Annotated in this window: 15 protein-coding genes and 1 tRNA gene; 11 read left to right on the top strand and 5 right to left on the bottom strand. The window is 71.2% G+C overall.

All coding sequences use genetic code 11. From position 1 onward, the window contains the following. Window positions 1-21: 21 nt before the first annotated feature. Window positions 22-963 carry an NAD-dependent epimerase/dehydratase family protein gene (locus tag ACFPQ9_RS25335; protein ID WP_380857505.1) on the top strand — a complete coding sequence of 314 codons (942 nt, stop codon included), beginning with the start codon at window positions 22-24 and terminating at the stop codon, window positions 961-963. Between the two features lie 51 nt (window positions 964-1014). Further along, window positions 1015-1803 carry an SDR family oxidoreductase gene (locus ACFPQ9_RS25330; RefSeq protein ID WP_380857503.1) on the top strand — a complete coding sequence of 263 codons (789 nt, stop codon included), beginning with the start codon at window positions 1015-1017 and terminating at the stop codon, window positions 1801-1803. 52 nt (window positions 1804-1855) lie between these two features. Here ACFPQ9_RS25330 and ACFPQ9_RS25325 read toward each other — a convergent pair whose 3' ends face one another. Next, a complete protein-coding gene (locus ACFPQ9_RS25325) occupies window positions 1856-2521 on the bottom strand; it encodes a TetR/AcrR family transcriptional regulator (protein WP_380857501.1) in 666 nt (221 codons plus the stop codon). A 168-nt stretch (window positions 2522-2689) separates the two neighbouring features. Here ACFPQ9_RS25325 and ACFPQ9_RS25320 point away from each other — a divergent pair, with 168 nt between their 5' ends. Further along, on the top strand, window positions 2690-3040 hold the full coding sequence (locus ACFPQ9_RS25320) for a DoxX family protein (protein ID WP_380857498.1): 351 nt from the start codon (window positions 2690-2692) through the stop codon (window positions 3038-3040). Window positions 3041-3084: 44 nt separating this feature from the next. On the opposite strand, the gene ACFPQ9_RS25315 is transcribed toward ACFPQ9_RS25320, so the two are convergent. Beyond that, entirely contained in the window at window positions 3085-3855 is a 771-nt protein-coding gene (locus tag ACFPQ9_RS25315; protein ID WP_380857495.1) for a hypothetical protein, read from the bottom strand. Between the two features lie 94 nt (window positions 3856-3949). Beyond that, window positions 3950-4022 (bottom strand) — tRNA-Arg (locus tag ACFPQ9_RS25310). 321 nt (window positions 4023-4343) lie between these two features. On the opposite strand from ACFPQ9_RS25310, the gene ACFPQ9_RS25305 reads away from it, so the two are divergent. The 4 genes from ACFPQ9_RS25305 to ACFPQ9_RS25290 all read left to right on the top strand — a co-directional run bounded on the left by ACFPQ9_RS25305 (window position 4344) and on the right by ACFPQ9_RS25290 (window position 10759). Then, on the top strand, window positions 4344-5951 hold the full coding sequence (locus tag ACFPQ9_RS25305; RefSeq protein WP_380857492.1) for a dynamin family protein: 1608 nt from the start codon (window positions 4344-4346) through the stop codon (window positions 5949-5951). A 237-nt stretch (window positions 5952-6188) separates the two neighbouring features. Continuing rightward, window positions 6189-8336 (top strand): GTPase, encoded by a 2148-nt coding sequence (locus ACFPQ9_RS25300; RefSeq protein WP_380858662.1) that lies wholly within the window; start codon window positions 6189-6191, stop codon window positions 8334-8336. Window positions 8337-8607: 271 nt separating this feature from the next. Continuing rightward, on the top strand, window positions 8608-9075 hold the full coding sequence (locus tag ACFPQ9_RS25295) for a single-stranded DNA-binding protein (RefSeq protein ID WP_380857489.1): 468 nt from the start codon (window positions 8608-8610) through the stop codon (window positions 9073-9075). A 259-nt stretch (window positions 9076-9334) separates the two neighbouring features. Next, window positions 9335-10759: a Cys-Gln thioester bond-forming surface protein gene (locus ACFPQ9_RS25290; RefSeq protein ID WP_380857486.1), complete on the top strand. Its 1425-nt coding sequence runs from the start codon at window positions 9335-9337 to the stop codon at window positions 10757-10759. Between the two features lie 248 nt (window positions 10760-11007). Here the strand turns inward: ACFPQ9_RS25290 and ACFPQ9_RS25285 are convergent, their stop codons facing one another. Next, window positions 11008-11301 (bottom strand): hypothetical protein, encoded by a 294-nt coding sequence (locus tag ACFPQ9_RS25285; protein WP_380857483.1) that lies wholly within the window; start codon window positions 11299-11301, stop codon window positions 11008-11010. A gap of 285 nt (window positions 11302-11586) precedes the next feature. Between ACFPQ9_RS25285 and ettA the strand changes: the two genes are divergently transcribed. From ettA to ACFPQ9_RS25270, 3 genes are read left to right on the top strand one after another with little or no spacing between them, the layout of a single operon-like run. Continuing rightward, window positions 11587-13251, top strand: a complete 1665-nt coding sequence (gene ettA / locus ACFPQ9_RS25280) for an energy-dependent translational throttle protein EttA (protein ID WP_380857480.1) — start codon at window positions 11587-11589, stop codon at window positions 13249-13251. 6 nt (window positions 13252-13257) lie between these two features. Next, window positions 13258-13695 carry an acyl-CoA thioesterase gene (locus tag ACFPQ9_RS25275; RefSeq protein WP_380857477.1) on the top strand — a complete coding sequence of 146 codons (438 nt, stop codon included), beginning with the start codon at window positions 13258-13260 and terminating at the stop codon, window positions 13693-13695. Beyond that, window positions 13692-14360, top strand: coding sequence for a DUF8185 domain-containing protein (locus tag ACFPQ9_RS25270; RefSeq protein ID WP_380857474.1), 669 nt, complete (start codon window positions 13692-13694; stop codon window positions 14358-14360). The genes ACFPQ9_RS25275 and ACFPQ9_RS25270 overlap by 4 nt, the downstream gene beginning before the upstream one ends. Before the next feature lie 160 nt (window positions 14361-14520). Here the strand turns inward: ACFPQ9_RS25270 and ACFPQ9_RS25265 are convergent, their stop codons facing one another. After that, on the bottom strand, window positions 14521-14934 hold the full coding sequence (locus ACFPQ9_RS25265) for a globin (RefSeq protein ID WP_380857471.1): 414 nt from the start codon (window positions 14932-14934) through the stop codon (window positions 14521-14523). Between the two features lie 123 nt (window positions 14935-15057). Between ACFPQ9_RS25265 and ACFPQ9_RS25260 the strand changes: the two genes are divergently transcribed. Then, window positions 15058-16044, top strand: a complete 987-nt coding sequence (locus tag ACFPQ9_RS25260; RefSeq protein ID WP_380857468.1) for a methyltransferase domain-containing protein — start codon at window positions 15058-15060, stop codon at window positions 16042-16044. Window positions 16045-16058: the final 14 nt, after the last annotated feature.

Here is a 16058-nt window from a genome sequence, read left to right as displayed (position 1 = left end):
GCCGAGAGGGAGGACCCCACCTTGTCATCACGCATCCTCGTCACCGGGGGAAGCGGCTTCATCGGCGGTCATGTCCTGGCCGCCCTGCGGGAGTCGGGGGATGTCGCACCGTCCCGGGTCCGGCTGCTGCTGCGCGATCCCGCGCGCCTGCCGGCCGGCGCCGCCCCGGAGGCGGACGTCGTGCGAGGAGACCTCGCCGACCCGGAGTCGCTGCGCGGGCTCTGCGACGGCGTCGACGTCGTCCTGCACTGCGCCTCCCACATCGGCGACGACGAGCGACGCAACGAGACCGTCAACGACCACGGCACCCGGGCCCTGGCCGAGGAGGCGACGCGCGCCGGCGTGGGGCGGGTCGTGTACGTCAGTACGGCCGCGGTGTACGGCCGCGGCCCCTTCGTCGCCGCGCTGCCGGGGGAGTTGCCGCTCGCGCCGGGCTCGCCGACCAGCCGTTCCCGGGCCGCCGCCGAGCGGCATGTGCTGGCGGCGGGCGGTGTCGTGCTGCGCCCGCACCTCGTGCTCGGGACCGGCGACCGCTGGGTGGTGCCCGGGCTCGCCGCGCTGCTGGGCGTGCTGTCGGCGGGTCTGAAGGGGTGCGCGGCCCGGCATTCCGTGGTCGACGTACGGGATTTGGGGCGCGCGGTGGTCGCCGCGGGGCTGTCGGACCGGGACCTCGCGGGCATTCATCACGTCAACCACCCACGTCCGGTGGACTGTTCGGACCTCCTCGACACGGTGGCCGACCGGCTGGGCCTGCAACTGCCCGGTGCCGCCCTGGACATCGACGAGGCGCGGGACCGGCTCGCCGGACAGCCGCGCGCACTGCACCACCTCGGCATGCTCGCCGTGGACCACTGGTTCGCGGACGACGGCTTCTGGGCCGGTGTCGGCGTCGATCCCGGAGCGGGGTTCGCGGAGAGCCTGGCCGAACACGCCGCGTGGTACCGGGAGTTCCTCTCAGGCTGACCTTCCCTTCCCGCTCCCTTTTCCGTCCCTTCCTCGACACACAAGGTCCTCGTGAACACCAAACGCGCATTGACGGACAAGATCGCACTGGTCACCGGAGCCGGCCGGGGGATCGGCAGAGGCATCGCCGAGCGGCTCGCGGACGACGGGGCGCTGGTCGGTGTCCACTACGGACGTAGCGAGGCCGCCGCACTGGAGGTGGTCGCGGGCATACGCGACCGAGGCGGCCGGGCCTTCCCGGTCGGGGCGGAGCTCGGGGTCCCCGGCGACGTGGACGCCGTCCTCGCCGCCTTCGACGCCGGGGTGCGGGAGCAGACGCGGGCGGCGGACGACGTCGAGAGCCCGCTGGACATTCTCGTGAACAACGCGGGCGTGAGCGGTTCGGGGCCGATCGGGAAGGCGGATCCGGAGGTCTTCGACCGCATGATCGCCGTGAACGCCAAGGCGCCCTTCTTCCTCGTGCAGGGGGCGCTCGCGCGGATGCGGGACGGCGGACGGGTCGTCAACATCTCCTCGCTCGCCTCGCGGCGCGCCTTCCCGGAGTCCGTCGCGTACGCCATGTCCAAGGCGGCGCTGGACACGATGACCCTGTGCCTGGCGAAGGAACTGGCCGGGCGCGGCATCACCGTGAACACCGTCGCACCCGGGTTCATCGAGACGGACATGAACGCCCGGCGCCGGACGACCCCCGAGGCGCGGGCCGCCCTGGCCGCGCGCTCCGTCTTCGACCGGATCGGCAGCCCTTCCGATGTGGCGGACGTGGTCGCGTTCCTGGCCTCCGACGACTCCCGGTGGATCACCGGTCAGTACCTGGACGTCAGCGGCGGCACCGATCTGTGACGGTGACCCATGGCTCGCTCGGGTCGGGGGTGCGGACGGGTGTCCTCAGGCCTCAGTCGCCGTCCCGGGGGAGGTAGCCGTACAGAAAGGCGTGGACGCCGGTCGTCGCGATGTCGTGCGTCTCGGCGTCGGTCAGCGCTTCCATGCCCGCCTGGCCGCGTCCCCAGGTGTTGCTGACGAGCACGACGAAGTGCTGGGCGGCGAGTTCGGAGTCCCGCACATGCAGCAGGCCGCTCTCGGCGAGCCGGGCCATCCGGGCGGCGAGCGTGCGCTGTACCCGTAGCGGGCCGGCCTTCTGCCAGGCGTCGTGCAGGTCGCCGGGGAAGTTCTCGCCCTCGGCGTTGATCCGGGCGACGATCGCGAAGTGGTCGGTGAACTCCGGGCGCGGCCGCACCCAGTCCATGGCGAGGGACACCAGATCGGCCTCCAGGCCGGCCGCGTCCGCCGTACGGCCCAGACATCGCTCGATCATCGCCTCGTGGGCGGCGGCGACCTGCTCCGAGCTCTCGATGAGCACCGTGGAGAACAGCTGTTCCTTGTTCTCGAAGTGGTTGTAGATCGTGCGGGTCGACACCGATGCCTCGGTGGCGATCATGTCGATGCTGGCGCCCAGGTAGCCGACCCGGCCGAACACCTTCCGTGAGGCGTCCAGGATCGCCCGTCGCTTCTCCGGGAACCCTTTGCGCGGCCTGCTCCGCCCGCCGTCCGCACTGGTCACATGGCACCTCCTGGTCGATTACAACGACCACTTTACACAGTGCAATGCACGTTGTACTTTACCGTCGCGGGCGCAACGCCGAGTCGTCTCCTACGGCGCCCGGGCGGCGGCCTGCGCCAAGTCCCGCTCCACTCCACTCCGCTCACCACTCCACTCCCCGGAGAAGTCATGTTCATCGCATACGTCGTGCTCGCCGTGATCGTGTCGTTCCTGCTGGTGTTCTCCGGCCGCAGCATGCTGGTCAAGGACAAGGACATCGTGGAGACGCTGACCCGGCTCGGTGTGCCGAGCGGTTGGTACACGATGCTGGCGCTGTTGAAGTTCGCCGGGGCCGCGGGCCTGCTGATCGGCATCTTCTACCGGCCGTTGGGCATCGCCGCCGCCCTCGGCGTCGTGCTCTTCTTCATCGGCGCGGTCGTCTCGCACCTGCGGGTGAAGGACGTCAAGGGCGTTCCGGTGCCCTTCGTCCTGGTGCTGGTGTCGGCCGCCCCGCTGGTGCTGGGCCTCGCCACGCTGTGACGGCGCGCGGTCGTACGCCCGCCCGCTCCTCGGCCCGCGCTACCTCACGCTGAACCGGGCACCGGCGGCGTCCCCTGCGGGTCGGCCTGCTCGTCGTCCTCCAGTTCGCCGTGCAGGGCGGCGATCACGAAGCCCGTCATGCAGGCGAGGAGGATCAGCGCGATCGGGCCCCAGATCGCCGGTAGCGCCCAGATCGGCCAGTGGTTCGCCGACTGCGCCCAGAGCGTGAGCATGGCGGTGACACCGATGGCGATGCCATGCCACCGCACCACGGCCGCCGCCGTGGTGTGACGCCGGCTGCCGCGTGCGAGAAACCCCCAGAGCCCGCCGGAGACGGCGGTCAGGCCGAGTGGGACCAGGGCGAGCGCGCCGCCCAGCCGGTCCGCGGGCCACCCCACCGGGCCGACGGAGGTCTGCTGCCGGCGCCCGTCGGCGTCCCGTATCTCGACGACCTGCCCGTGCCAGATCACCCCGACGACCCTTTCGCCCCGCTCCATCTCGGAGAGCACCGGACCGGTCCGCCGGAACGTCACGTCCCAGGGCTCGCCGACGGACGGCACCAGCACGGCTTCCGGCGACCTGTTCCGGTGCCGGCGGTTCGTCTCGGCGCTCCGGACGGTGAATTCCTGCTCCCACAGGCACCCCGACGCCTTCACGGGGACGGACGCGCACGCCGGCGCCGCGCGGAATTCCCGCTCCCGCTCCAGCGCCCCGTCGACCTGAAAGCCCATGGCCACCCCGGCGACGAGAGCCACGACACCGACCAGCAGCCACATCGAGAGCCGCACCGCCTTGCGGCCCGGGGCCTCCGCCATCCCGCACTCCCTCTCCGGCCCGATGTGCTCATGTGTGTGACCACACCCGCCCCGAACAGCAAAAACGCCCTCCCGAAGGAGGGCGGAGACTGGGCGCCCCCGGCAGGACTCGAACCTGCGGCCAAGCGCTTAGAAGGCGCCTGCTCTATCCACTGAGCTACGGGGGCCGGTTGTGGTGGCCGCGTTCGTGGTGCCCGGGTGTGGGCCGATCCCTGACGTTGCCGGGGACAAGGATAGGGCTCCCGCGTCCGTGTCCCAGTTGCTTCGCCTCCATCGCTCGATGTGGAGGTTCGGTGAAGCGGTCCTGATAATCGCAGGCAGGTGCGAATCGTGCACCGCTTTTGGCCTCTCGCGCACCGGGTGTTGTGCACTCGTTATGCCTGGACTGTGCCTGTGTCCCAGTCGTCCCTTCCGTCCCTTGTGTCCTATCGGCGCGCAGACATGCTCATATGCTTCAGAATTCCCCTAAAATTGGGCATTCTTCGCATGTGGTGACCTTGGACGTACGGCCTCAGCTGCTCGACGCACTTTCCGCCCTGCGCGACCGTGTCGCGGCCGCACGCTTCCCGCTGCCCCTCGCGGGAGCGCCACGCGCGCGTGCCAACCGCGACGAACTGCTCGCGCAGCTCGACGACTATTTGGTGCCCCGCCTGAAGGAGCCCGAAGCACCCTTGCTGGCCGTGGTGGGCGGATCCACCGGCGCCGGCAAGTCGACGCTCGTCAACTCCCTCGTGGGCAGGCGCGTGACCGAGGCGGGCGTACTGCGCCCGACGACACGGAATCCGGTGCTGGTCTGCCATCCGGAGGACCATCACTGGTTCAGCGGGATGCGCGTACTGCCCGACCTCACACGCGTGTGGGTGCCCGAACCCGACCCGGCCGAGGAGCTGATGCTGCCCGGCGAGGACAGCGAACGCGTACTGCGGATCGAGACCGCAGACACGCTGCCGACCGGCCTCGCCCTCCTCGACGCGCCCGACATCGACTCCCTCATCGCCGACAACCGTGCCCTCGCCGCCGAACTGATCTGCGCCGCCGACATCTGGGTGATGGTCACCACGGCGGCCCGGTACGCCGACGCCGTCCCCTGGCATCTGCTGCGCACCGCCAAGGAGTACGACGCCACCCTCGTGACCGTCCTCGACCGGGTGCCCCACCAGGTCGTCTCCGAGGTCTCGCGGCAGTACGGCGCACTCCTCACCAAGGCCGGCCTCGGCGAGGTGCCCCGCTTCACCGTGCCCGAGCTGCCCGAGTCGGCCTGGGGCGGCGGGCTGCTGCCGGCCACGGCGGTGGCGGGGCTGCGCACCTGGCTCGTCCACCAGGCCCAGGACCCGGCCTCACGCGATCACGTCATGGCCCGCACCGCCTACGGCCTCCTCGACTCCCTCAAGTCCCGCATGCCCGAGCTCGCCAGCGCGGCCGCCGCCCAGTACTCGGCGGCACTGCGCCTCACCGCCGCCGTGGACAGCGCCTACGACACCGAGTACGCACGCGTGCGTGGCCGCCTCCAGGCCGGCGCCGTGCTCGCCGGGGACGCCCTGAAACGCTGGCGCGCCTTCCCGCTCGACTGCACGGCCGGAGAGCTCCTCGACTCGCTGGTGGAGAGCCTCAGCACGCTCCTGCTGTGCGCGGTCACCGCCGCCGACGAGCGCGTCGACGACGTCTGGCGGCGCGAACCGGCGGCCGCCGCGCCCGAGCTGACGGACCGTGACCCGAAGCCGACGAGCGTCGAGCACCGCATCGGCATGGCGGTACGGCGCTGGCGGCGCGAGCTGGAGGAGTACGCCGAGGACGAGGTGAGCTATCTCGACCGCAGTGTCGCCCCGGACTCCGAGGTGGTCACCGCGCTCGTCGCCACCGCCCTGCTGGGCGGCCGGCGGGCGCGGTCCGCGGGGGAGGGGCTCGCCGAGCGGATCGGGGCGCACGGGGCGCTGCGGCTGCGCGACCGCGCCGGGCGGCTGCTCACCGAGCATCTGGACCGTGTCATGCACAACGAACGCGAGCGACGGCTCGCGCCGCTCGACTCCCTGGAGGTCCACCCGGATCCCCAGGCCGAACTCATCGCTGCGCTGTCCGTACTGCAGAAGGAGAGGTGACCGGTGACCGCCGTCACTGACCATGACCACACGGAACACGCCGATCAGCAGGGGGACGGCTTCACCAAGGACGACGAGCGCGTGAACGAGATCCCCATGGAAGGCGCCGCCGAGAACCTCCTCCCCGTGCGGGGCCCCCGCACGGAGGCGGAGCAGCCTGTCGAGAGCGAGGGCTCCGTGGCCGCCGACGAGCAGGACGAACGAAAGCCCTGGAGAAAGCCCGCGAAGCGGGAGGACATGCCGAACGACGCCCACGCACGCGTGGAGGCCGACGACTCGCCCGCGCGTGAGGACGCCCCCGAGTCGGGTGACGGCCGTAAGAGCGAAGCCGACGCCGCCGCGCGCCGGGCCGTGCCCGAGCCCGGCGGCTCCAGGTCCGACAGCTCCAGGTCCGACAGCCCCGGGTCCGACAACCCCAGGTCCGACGGCGCCACACCCGCGCGCGGGGCCGTCGCCGACCCTGGCGGCCGCAAGGAGGCCCGCAAAGGGGCCCGTGAGGCCCGCGAAGAGGCCCGTGGGGCTCGCGAACAGGCCCGTGGGGTTCGCGAAGAGACCCGTAAGGAGGCTCGTAAGGAGGCCGGGCCCTCCCGCCGTACGGAACCGCCGTCTCGTACGGAACGTGCCCCTCGTAGGGCATCCACGTCCCAGCCGGATGCGTCCGCCGACGCCGAGTCCTCGACACCCTGGGACGACGGTCTGATCGCTCGACGGGTCAACGAGGGCCCTCCACCGGAGCAGCCTCCCGTCGTGGAGGCGCGGTCCTCCACCGGGCCGCAGCAGTCCGTGACACCGCTCGCCTACGACGGGGCACTGCGGTCGCGGCTCGACGCGCTGCGCGAACTCGTCGGGCTCTCGCGCACCCGGCTCGACAACAAGACGCTCGCCGAGGCGGGCCGGGTGCTCGACGAGGCCGCCGCGCGGCGCAGGCTCTCCGGGCAGCACACGGTCGTCGCCATCGCCGGCGCCACCGGCAGCGGCAAGTCGCAGCTGTTCAACGCCCTCGCCGGGGTGACCATCTCGGAGACGGGCGTACGGCGGCCCACGACCTCCTCGCCCCTCGCGTGCAGCTGGAGCGACGGCGCGGCAGGCCTCATCGACCGGCTCGGCATCCCGCCCCGCCTGCGGCGGCGCCCCGCGCAGAACGCGTCCTCGGACGGACAGCTGCGCGGGCTCGTCCTGGTCGACCTGCCCGACCACGACTCGGCGGCCGTGCAGCACCGCGAGCAGGTCGACCGCGTCCTGGCGCTCGTCGACGCGATCATCTGGGTCGTCGATCCCGAGAAGTACGCCGACGCCGTCCTGCACGAGCGCTATCTACGGCCGATGGCCGGGCACGCCGAGATCATGTTCATCGTCCTCAACCAGACCGACCGGCTCCCCGGCGAGGCCACCGACCAGGTCCTCGACGACCTGCGGCGGCTCCTCGACGAGGACGGCATCGCGCTCGGCGAGCACGGCGAACCGGGCGCCGTCGTGCTCGCGCTGTCCGCGCTGACCGGTGACGGCGTCGGCGATCTGCGGGAGGCGCTCAGCGAGTTCGTGGCCGAACGCGGGGCCGCCGCCCGCCGGATCTCGGCCGATGTGGACTCCGCCGGGCTGGGACTGCGGCCCGTCTACGCCGCACGGCGCCGGACCGGGCTCAGCGAGGAGGCCAGGGACGAGTTCTCGGCCCGGCTCGCGGACGCGATCGGCGCCACCGCCGCGGGCGAGGCCGCCGAGCGGGCGTGGCTGCGCAACGCCAACCGCGCGTGCGGGACGCCCTGGCTGCGGCTGTACCGCTGGTATCAGGACCGGAGCGAACCGCCGACGGGACGGCTCTCCCTGCGGACCCAGACGGACGAGGAGGCCACCGCGCGCCAGCGCGTCGAACAGGCCGTGCGCACGGTCGCCGACCGGGCGTCCGCCGGGCTGCCCGCGCCGTGGGCGCAGGCGGTGCGCGAGGCGGCCGTGCGGGGAGCACAGGGGCTGCCCGAGGCGCTGGACGAGCTGGCCGCGCGGGCCGGACTGCCGCCGGGGCGGCCGCCGCGGCCGGGCTGGTGGCCGGCGGCCGTCCTGGTGCAGGCCTCGATGACGATTCTTCAGATCGTCGGCGGCCTCTGGCTGCTGGCGCAGATCGTCGGGGTCATGGAACCCAACCTGGGCCTGCCGGTGCTGCTGATGGTGGCCGGCATCGTCGGCGGTCCCTTCGTCGAGTGGGGCTGCCGGATGGCGGCACGAGGACCGGCGCGACGGTACGGCACCGATGCGGAACGACGGCTCAGAGAGGCGGCGGCCGGGTGCGGGCGGGCCCGGGTGCTGGATCCGGTGGCGGCCGAACTGCTGCGGTACCGGGAGGTCAGGGAGCAGTACGGACGGGTCATGGGGGTGGGAGCCACGGGGAGGTGAGCGGGGGCACCGCCGGGCGTGGCTGTGTGTGCCGGCACCCGTGTGGGTGACGGAGATATCCACAGCCGGGCGGTGATCCACAGGCTTCAGCGGGCTCGGCCCGGCGGAGGCAGTCTGGCTTCGCGGCGATCGTGACGGACACGGACGACCGCGGCGACGGCGGCGCACCTGGAGGTACCGGTGCGCGGCCGTCAGGTCGGAGGCAGCCGTACGGGACGGGCCCGTCGGCGTATCCGCCCGGCGGTGGCGCCGGGTGAGGGAGGGGATCGGGATGAACGAGACGATCATCTGCGCGGTGGGGAACGTGGCGACACAGCCGGTGTACCGGGAACTGGCGACGGGACCGTCCGCCCGCTTCCGGCTCGCGGTGACCTCGCGTTACCTGGACCGCGGGAAGAACGAGTGGACCGACGGGCACACGAACTTCTTCACGGTGTGGGCCAATCGCCAGCTCGCCACGAACACCGCCGCCTCGCTGAACGTGGGCGATCCCGTGGTGGTGCAGGGCAGGCTGAAGGTGCGCTCGGAGGTGCGCGAGGGGCAGAGCTGGACCTCGGCGGACATCGACGCGCTGGCGATCGGCCACGACCTCGCCCGTGGCACCTCGGCTTTCCGGCGCGCATCGAGGCCGGAGACGGCAGCCGCCGCGGGGCCCGCGCGGCCCGAGCCCGACTGGGAGACACCGGCCCCGGCCGACACCGGTCCCCAACAGGGCATGGAACCAGCGGTGGTGACGTGACGTCAGTCACTACAGAGGCCTGACCGAACTGCGGCTTATCGATGAATGCGCACCGAACGGCCCCGGTGGATTTGTCGATAAGCCCTGCTCGCAAGGGATCTTGGCGATAACGATTCCGAGTCGGATCGGCCCGGCGGCGGGATCCCCGGGAAGCGTGGTGCGCGGCGTACCTAGGATGCCGGGCATGGCTCTCGGGGCTTATGAGTCTGCTGGTGGGACCGTCCCCCACATCAACGGGTCCTGCTCGAAGGGGAATTCTGTGTTTGCTGCGTTCTCAGCGCTGTCGGCGCGCGGACGAGGTGCGGCACGTCTCGCCGCCGCGACCGCGGCGTCCGGGCTCGTCGCCGCCACGGTGCTGGCCGGCACCGCCGCGGCCGCGCCCGCCGCCGACGCGCCGGCGCCGAGTCAGGGCGGGGCGACCGCCACCATAGGCGGCCTGAAGACGTACGGCGCCGCGGTCGTCCACACCGACGCCGGCGACCAGGAGATCTCGGCGGGCCTGTTCGAGATGTCCGTCGACGGCGGCGGCATGCTCCAGACGTACTGCGTCGACATCCACAACCCCACCCAGCGCGACGCCAAGTACCACGAGACACCGTGGAGCGGCACTTCGCTGGGCGCCAACAAGGACGCGGGCAGGATCCGTTGGATCCTGCAGAACTCCTACCCGCAGGTGAACGACCTCGCCGAGCTCGCCGCCAAGGCCGGCTTCCGGGACACCCTCACCGAACAGGACGCGGCAGCCGGCACCCAGGTGGCGATCTGGCGCTACTCGGACGGGGTGAAGGTCGACGCCGTCGACCCGCAGGCCGAGAAGCTCGCGGACTACCTGGAGAAGAGCGCGCGGAGCGTGGCCGAGCCCGAGGCGTCGCTGACGCTGGACCCGCCCGCGGTCTCCGGCCACGCCGGTGAGCGGCTCGGCCCGGTGACGGTGCACACCAACGCGGACGGCGTGACGCTCACCCCGCCCGCCGACGCCGCCACCAGCGGGGTGCGGATCGTCGACAAGGACGGCAAGGTCGTCACCACCGCCGGGAACGGCGCCCAGGTGTTCTTCGACGTGCCCGAGGACACCGCGGACGGCCAGGCGGAACTGACCGTGCAGGCCTCCACGACCGTGCCGGTGGGGCGTGCCTTCGCCGCCGAGAGCCGCAGCCAGACCCAGATCCTGGCCGGCTCCAGCGAGTCGACCGTCTCGGCCACGGCGAGCGCGAGCTGGGCGGAGACCGGCGCGATACCGGCCCTGTCCGCGGTGGAGAACTGCGACAAGGGCGGCGTCGACATCACCGCCGCCAACAAGGGCGACGCACCCTTCACCTTCGAACTGCTCGGCATCGAGTACAGCATCGGGGCGGGCGAGTCGCGCACGGTGACGGTCCCGCTCCAGGAGGACCAGGCGTACGACTTCACCATCGAGGGGCCGGGCGGCTTCGAGAAGCGGTTCACCGGCGTGCTGGACTGCATGACGCAGGCGAACGAGGCCGATGCGGCCGGCACCGTCACCCAGACCCTCGACGAGCCGAGCCCCGCCACGGTCGGCACGACACCCGACGACACCAACCTCGCCGCGACCGGCGGCTCCACGATGACCCCCCTGATCGCGGGCATCGCGATCGGCTTCGTCGTCCTCGGCGGGGCAGCGCTGCTCGTCGTGCGGAAGCGGGAGGCGTCGGCCCAGGACTGAGTCCGGGGGCGGTCGTCAGAGACACGGCCAGGGGCCCGATCCGTTCAACGGATCGGGCCCCTGGCCGCTTTTCCGGGGCGCCTGGGCCCCGGTGCACCGTCGTCGGCGGAACAGCCCATGGGCCGACTGTCGCGGCCCGTACTCCACCGTGAGGTCGCGCCTGGTGCACCGGACCACACCCGTCCACGCCGCATGCCGAGTTCGGCACGGCATGAGGCGTGGTCAGAGGCCCCGTACCAAGGCGTGACTCAGAAGGCGCTGTTGTCGCAGCCCATCGTCGAGCCGATGTGGGTGTCCTGCGCGCCGGTGTCACCCTCGCCGTTGAGCGCGTTGCCCAGAGCGCCGTTGAGGATGCCGACCTGGCCGAGGACGTCGACGTTCAGGTCGTGCGACTTGCAGTTGGAGCTCTGCAGGACGCTGACCTTGTCCCCGCCCTTGCCGCCGTGCCCGTCGAGGCCCTGGGCGGTGGCAGTGCCGGTGCTCAGCAGGCCGACGCTGCCAAGGGCGACGACCACGACGGCAGCCTTCTGAAGCTTGTGCATGTCATCTCCGATGGAGTGAGGTGGGTGCGATCCGTAAGAGATCGACTCCGTACAGTTACGAGAGGGTAATGTGAAGAATTCCGATATGTCCGGACGACGCGCCGGGATCCACCCTGTTGCCGTGTCAGGGCAGGGCAACCGACAGTGACGGACGACTCCTCGCAACGGCACAGAAGCCCCAGGTGAGGGGCCTTCCGGTATACGGGTTTCCGTCGCGGGCCAGCTGTCCGGCAAGATGGGGTGTATCTGCCCACTGCCTGATTTCAAGCTGCCGGACGGTTTCTCTTGGCTGAGTACATCTACACCATGCGCAAGACGCGCAAGGCAATCGGCGACAAGGTCATCCTTGACGACGTCTCGCTGAACTTCCTGCCCGGCGCGAAGATCGGTGTGGTCGGCCCGAACGGTGCCGGTAAGTCGACCATCCTGAAGATCATGGCGGGCCTTGAGCAGCCGTCGAACGGTGATGCCTTCCTGTCGCCGGGGTACACCGTCGGCATCCTGCTGCAGGAGCCGCCGCTGAGCGAGGACAAGACCGTCCTGGAGAACGTCCAGGAGGGTGTCGCCGAGGTCAAGGGCAAGCTCGACCGGTTCAACGAGATCGCCGAGCTGATGGCGACCGACTACTCCGACGCGCTGCTCGACGAGATGGGCAAGCTCCAGGAGGAGCTCGACCACGCGAACGCCTGGGACCTCGACGCCCAGCTCGAGCAGGCCATGGACGCCCTCGGGTGCCCCCCGGGCGACTGGGCCGTCACCAACCTCTCCGGTGGTGAGAAGCGGCGTGTGGCACTGTGCAAGCTGCTGCTGGAGGCCCCCGACCTGCTGCTCCTCGACGAGCCCACCAACCACCTCGACGCCGAGTCGGTGAACTGGCTGGAGCAGCACCTCGCCAAGTACGAGGGCACCATCGTGGCCGTGACCCACGACCGGTACTTCCTCGACAACGTCGCCGGCTGGATCTGCGAGGTCGACCGCGGCCGCCTGCACGGCTACGAGGGCAACTACTCCAAGTACCTCGAGACCAAGCAGACCCGTCTCAAGGTCGAGGGGCAGAAGGACGCCAAGCGGGCGAAGAGGCTCAAGGAAGAGCTTGAGTGGGTTCGCTCCAACGCCAAGGGGCGGCAGGCCAAGTCCAAGGCCCGTCTGGCCCGCTACGAGGAGATGGCGGCCGAGGCCGACAAGATGCGGAAGCTGGACTTCGAGGAGATCCAGATCCCGCCGGGCCCGCGGCTCGGCAACATCGTCGTCGAGGTCTCCAACCTCACCAAGGGCTTCGGCGACAAGGTCCTGATCGACGATCTGAGCTTCACGCTGCCGCGCAACGGCATCGTCGGTGTCATCGGCCCGAACGGCGCCGGCAAGACCACCCTGTTCAAGATGATCCAGGGTCTGGAGACCCCGGACTCCGGCGCCATCAAGGTCGGCGAGACCGTCAAGATCTCGTACGTCGACCAGAGCCGCGCCAACATCGACCCGAAGAAGACCCTGTGGGCGGTCGTCTCCGACGAGCTCGACTACATCAACGTGGGTCAGGTCGAGATGCCGAGCCGGGCCTATGTCTCCGCCTTCGGCTTCAAGGGCCCGGACCAGCAGAAGCCGGCCGGTGTCCTCTCCGGCGGTGAGCGCAACCGCCTCAACCTCGCGCTCACCCTCAAGCAGGGCGGCAACCTGCTGCTCCTCGACGAGCCGACGAACGACCTCGACGTCGAGACGCTGTCCTCCCTGGAGAACGCGCTGCTGGAGTTCCCCGGTGCGGCCGTGGTCGTCTCCCACGACCGTTGGTTCCTGGACCGAGTGGCCACGCACATCCTCGCCTACGAGGGTGACTCCAAGTGGTTCTGGTTCGAGGGCAACTTCGAGTCGTACGAGAAGAACAAGATCGAGCGCCTCGGTCCGGACGCCGCCCGTCCGCACCGCGCCACCTACAAGAAGCTGACCCGGGGCTGATCGGTCTTGCGCCACATCTACCGCTGCCCCCTGCGCTGGTCCGACATGGACGCGTACGGACACGTCAACAACGCGGTCTTCGTGCGCTACCTGGAGGAAGCCCGTATCGACTTCCTGTTCCGTCCGGAGAAGGACTTCCGGCAGGGGTCGGTGGTGGCGCGCCACGAGATCGACTACAAGCGGCAGCTCGTCCACCGGCACCACCCGGTCGACATAGAGCTGTGGATCACCGAGATCAGGGCCGCGTCCTTCACCATCACCTGTGAGGTGAAGGACGACGACGTCGTCTATGTCCGCGCCTCGACGGTGGTCGTCCCCTTCGACTTCGAGGCTGAGCGGCCGCGCCGCATCACCGCGGAGGAGAGGGAGTTCCTCAGCGAGTACATGGACGACGAACCCGGCAAAGCCGGCGGGAGTGAAGAGGAGGAGGCCGTCGCCGCATGACGGTCCTCCACCTTGCCGACGAGGGGGAGGCGGCGGATCTCGCGGCCTTCCTCTCCCGGCTGCTCCACTACGACCGCGGCGCCGCCGTGCGCCTCCAGGCGGCCGGCACCGCGCTCGCCGTCTTCGGCCGCCCGCCGTCCTTCGAGGTGCTGGCGATCCGTGCGGTGCGCCTGGCGAAGCCGTACGAGAACGGACTCGACGTCACCCTGGACGTGACCGTCTCCGCCGGCGAGCTCCTGGAGTCCGTCGACGAGTCGGCGGCCACCGCCGTCGTGCCGGACGCCGTGACCGGGCCGCCGTGGGCCGGAGTGCTCCCGCCGCGCGGCGGATGGCGGCCGGTGCCGGGGCTGCCCGCGCCCGACGCCCTGCGGACGATGATCGGCGCGGGCGTCGCGGAATTCCGGTCGCGTACGCAGGAGCTGGCCGAGGAGCGGCGTACCCGCGCCGAACTGGACCGGATCGGGCGGGAGATCTGGTCCCGGACCGTCGGCGACACCCATCTGCCGGTGCGGGCGGTGCACGCGGCCCAGTCGCTCGGATTCCTGCGCGCCTCCGGCGAGTTGGCGCTGCTCTCGTCGGGTGCGTGGCTACGGCTGCGGACGCCGTACGGGTCGATCGCCGTGCGGCGGGCGGGTCTGGGCGCGCTGGACGTCACCGTCCGCTGACCGCCGAGATCACTCCGGCCGGCTCGCCCCGCCGTGTTCACGCCATCCGGCTCAGCCGCCGTGTTCACTTCGGCCGCTCAACCCGCCGAGATCACTCCGGCCGGCTCGCCCCGTCGTGTTCACGCCGTCCGGCTCAGCCGCCGTGTTCACTTGGGCCGGCTCAGCCCGCCGTGTTCACCATCGACGCCGCCGCGTACGTCAGGTAGTTCCACAGCGTCCGCTCGTGCTCCTCGGAGAGGCCGAGCTCGTCGACGGCGTCCCGCATGTGCTTCAGCCAGGCGTCGTGCGCCGCGCGGTCGACGGTGAAGGGGGCGTGGCGCATACGGAGGCGGGGGTGGCCGCGGTTCTCGCTGTACGTCGTCGGGCCGCCCCAGTACTGGATCAGGAACAGGGTCAGGCGCTCCTCGGCCGGGCCCAGGTCCTCCTCGGGGTACATGGGCCGCAGCAGCGGGTCCTCGGCGACACCCTCGTAGAAGCGGTGGACGAGGCGGCGGAAGGTCTCCTCCCCGCCGACCTGCTCGTAGAAGGTCTGCTCCTGCAGCGTGCCGCGCCGAATCTCATTCACATCGTCCATGGTCTCAGACGCGGGGACCGAGGACTCAAGGCTTAGGACCGGCCTCCTTCAGCCAGAGCGACTCGTTCCGGATCGTCCGGTCAGGTGCTCGCCTCGCACCCGCTCCCGCAGGACAGTGGACGTATGAGCGCGCACGCTCTCGACAGGGACCTGGAGGACCTCGCCACCTCGGCGCGGGCCGCGCTGGTGCGTGAGATCGACGCGAGCGGGGCCTGGGCCGCCGATCCCGTGTGGCGGGAGGTCTTCGGCGCCGTGCCACGGCATCTCTTCGTGCCTTACTACTACGTCGGCGTCGTCGGCGGCTACGAGCGGCGCTGGGGTCAGGACCCGGCCCCCGCCGCCCGCGAGCGCTGGGTGCGCGGCGCCTACGACGACACCCCGCTGGCCACCAGACTGCGCGACGGCGAGCTGCTCTCCTCCAGCAGCCAGCCGTCCCTGATGGCGATGATGCTGGTCGCACTGGGGGTGGAAGACGGCGACCGGGTCCTGGAGATCGGTGCGGGCACCGGATACAACGCCGCCCTGCTCGCCCGCCGGCTCGGCGACGACGACCTCGTCACCACCATCGACCTGGAGCCGGAGATCACCGAGTCGGCGCGACGGCATCTGGCGGCCGCCGGATACCGCCCCGCCGTCGTGACCGGCGACGGCGCCCGCGGTGTGCCCGAGCGCGCCCCCTTCGACCGCATCATCGCGACGTGCACCCTGCCGTCGATCCCGCGCGCCTGGCTCGCCCAGTGCCGCCCGGACGCCCGGATCCTGACCCCGCTCGCCACCGGACTGGTCACCCTGACCGTCGCGGACGCCGAGCACGCCGAGGGGCGCTTTCTGCACACTCCCGCCTACTTCGTGCCGCTGCGCGGCGGCAGCCGGAGCGAACCGGAGCTCCCGCACGTGGCCGGGCTGCCGCGCCGGGCCAGGGAGCACGAGCTGTTCCGCTTCCTGCTCGCCCTCACCCGCGGCAGCCTCGATCCTCAGGAGGCGTACACGCTGTGGGAGCACGAGGGGCAGCCGCAGCGGGAGCGGTACGGGATCACGGTGCGCGGCGAGCACGAGTGGGCGTGGCTGGACGACCCCGAGGGCCCGTACGCGTGGCCGCTGCCCGGCTGAAACGCCGGGAGGGG

This window comes from Streptomyces coerulescens (assembly GCF_042657965.1).
GTDB classification, from domain to species: domain Bacteria; phylum Actinomycetota; class Actinomycetes; order Streptomycetales; family Streptomycetaceae; genus Streptomyces; species Streptomyces coerulescens.
This window is presented reverse-complemented; position numbering and strand designations above follow the sequence as displayed.